Below are 2,297 nucleotides of genomic sequence, written 5' to 3'. Positions count from 1 at the left end.
GCCATCTCGACGGCGGGCTCGATCTCGGTCATGATGCTCCCGATGTTCCCCTCAGCAGCCCCGCCCTGGCTGGCGGCGGTGACGGCCCCGCAGCTCTGGTGGCCCAGGATCACCAGGAGCGGCGTGTGAAGGTGCTCGACGCCGTACTCGACGGAGCCGAGGACTACGGGGTCCATGACGTTTCCTGCAACCCTGATCACGAATATGTCGCCGAGGCCCTGGTCGAAGATCAGCTCAGGGGGGACCCTTGAGTCGGAGCAGGTCACCACCGTCACGAAGGGGCTCTGGCCGGAGAGAAGCTCGGCCCTCCTCTCGGGCAAGTCCTTATCGGCGAGATCCCCGGAGACGAAGCGTCCGTTTCCCTCCATCAGAATGCTCCAGGCGTCTTCGGCTGATATGGCGTCCTCCATCTCCTCCGAGGCGATCGCTCCGGTCAGGCAGGCCGCCAGAGAGAGAACCGCAGCCATGATGGCTATCTTTTCGAAAATCCTTCTATTTGTCAAGTAGATCACCGTTTCATTCCCAGATATACGGCTCTCCGAGCATTATGATCGCAGTATATAATCTTTGCTCCATTTTACAGACTGAAGGGCTGCACCATTCAAAAGCGGTTTTGGCCATGATAAGGGCGAGCTCATCGGTGAAGCTCAGCTTTTGATGGGGGCTTTAAAGGAAGAAAAGCTTAAATCGATTCGCGAAAGAGAGATAACCGTAAAAAACGGTGAAAAGTGGGAGGTTAGTCATGAAAAACTCTAGATTTTTGCAGATGGTGCTGCTGATCTCGTCCCTGTTTTTGGGGCTGGCCGCCGCCCAGGATGTCACCCCCGGCGATATCATGTCCGGCGCGGAAGATGCGGTGACCATCACCGGTCTGAGCAGCGCGGACGAGGAGGAGTGGGTGGAGATCACAAACTCCGGGATGGCAAGCCAGGACTTCACCTTCTGGACCCTGACCGATGGGGAGAACAACACTTACTCCTTCCCTGAGGGCTTCGTCCTCGCGCCGGAGGCGGCGGTCAAGGTCCACACCGGCCAGGGAAACGAGACCGAGAGCGACCTCTACTGGGGACGCGACGACTTCGTATGGGATGAAGAAGAGGTGGCGACCCTCATCGACGCCAACGGCGAGGTTGTGGCATCTTATCCGGAAGTCTCCTGAGGGACGAGACGGACTCTGTACGTAGCTTATTTTGGTGGGGTTCCAAGAACCCCACTTTTTTCATCACTCCTCTTCTCTCTACTCATCCCTCCTCTCTTACCGCCCGTCCCCTCGTCTCCCCCTCTCATACCCGAAAAAACAGTTACATAATTCTATAATTAATAGTCATAAAAATAATAGAAGTTAAACCCATATATCTATCTGAAATAAAACCTATTGCCATCTTATAAGATCCAAATACTGAAGAATAATTTTCAGATAACTTTATATCTTTTGAAATTAAGTAAGACTCAGAGGTGTGACGACATGAGTTCGATATATGTAGTGCTGATCTCGGCGCTGGTCTTCACCGCCGTCGGGCTCTCAGGTGCAGAGGAAGCGGACCCCGGAATCGGAGGGTCAAAAGAGGCTTACAGCGTGGAGATAACCAACGCCAGCTGGGTCGAAGAGTGGGTCGAGATCTCGAACCTGGGCGAGGCCGCCCAGGACCTCACCGGCTGGACTCTTAAAGACGAGCAGGAGCATGCCTACGCCTTCCCGGAGGGCTTCGTCATCGAGCCGGGAGCGAGAGTGATGGTCCATACCGACGTGGGGAACGATACGGCCACCGACCTGTATTGGAATATGGGCAATCCGATCTGGAACAACGCCGGCGACGTCGCCACCCTGATGGACGATGAGGAAAACGTCGTATCCCAATATCCTGAACCGCAAGATGATCAGAGCGATCTGGAGGATGCCTAGCCAACGGGATGAGAGGATAATACGGGATCTCTGAGATGGCCCTTCCTCCCGGCGGAGGCCTGCCATCTCTCGGCGATTTATCTTCGGGTCGAGGTCGATGGGCGATCGGCGCGGATCAGGATCATATCCAGCGCCGTACCCTTCTTTTGTAGTCCAGATACTCCTTTCCCAGGGCCTTTTCCAGGTTCTCCTCCTCCTTTTTGATGAACAACGCCTCCATCAGGATCGCGAAGATCAGGGGGAAGGCGAAGGTCGCGAAGGACCCCAGGAGGACCGCCTCGCCCAGGAGAATGGCGGCCATCCCCAGGTACATGGGATGGCGGCTGATCCGGAAGGGTCCGGAGACCACGAGCTTTGAGGGCATCTCCTGGGGCTTGACTGTGGTCCTGCTCTT

At 55.8% G+C, this 2,297-nt stretch carries 4 protein-coding genes; 2 read left to right on the top strand and 2 right to left on the bottom strand.

What is annotated here, in order from left to right:
- On the bottom strand, window positions 1-467 hold a 467-nt coding region (locus tag ACP5EL_RS06030), incomplete at its 3' end, for a carbonic anhydrase (protein WP_428401593.1).
- A 299-nt stretch (window positions 468-766) separates the two neighbouring features.
- On the opposite strand from ACP5EL_RS06030, the gene ACP5EL_RS06025 reads away from it, so the two are divergent.
- Both ACP5EL_RS06025 and ACP5EL_RS06020 read left to right on the top strand, forming a co-directional pair.
- Entirely contained in the window at window positions 767-1,159 is a 393-nt protein-coding gene (locus tag ACP5EL_RS06025) for a lamin tail domain-containing protein (protein WP_428401592.1), read from the top strand.
- A gap of 306 nt (window positions 1,160-1,465) precedes the next feature.
- Window positions 1,466-1,903, top strand: coding sequence for a lamin tail domain-containing protein (locus ACP5EL_RS06020; RefSeq protein ID WP_428401591.1), 438 nt, complete (start codon window positions 1,466-1,468; stop codon window positions 1,901-1,903).
- Between the two features lie 121 nt (window positions 1,904-2,024).
- On the opposite strand, the gene ACP5EL_RS06015 is transcribed toward ACP5EL_RS06020, so the two are convergent.
- Window positions 2,025-2,297 (bottom strand): methyltransferase family protein (locus ACP5EL_RS06015; RefSeq protein WP_428401590.1); only part of this gene is annotated, 273 nt, incomplete at its 5' end.

Source organism: Methanocrinis sp. (assembly GCF_049974945.1).
In the GTDB taxonomy this organism is placed as follows: Archaea; Halobacteriota; Methanosarcinia; order Methanotrichales; family Methanotrichaceae; genus Methanocrinis.
Note: the sequence above shows the minus strand (reverse complement) of the source record. Positions and strands in the feature narration are given on the sequence as shown.

Coding starts and splice junctions, on each gene's coding strand:
- ACP5EL_RS06025 (WP_428401592.1), top strand. CDS start 767: ATGGTGCTGCTGATCTCGTCCCTGTTTTTGGGGCTGGCCGCCGCCCAG.
- ACP5EL_RS06020 (WP_428401591.1), top strand. CDS start 1,466: ATGAGTTCGATATATGTAGTGCTGATCTCGGCGCTGGTCTTCACCGCC.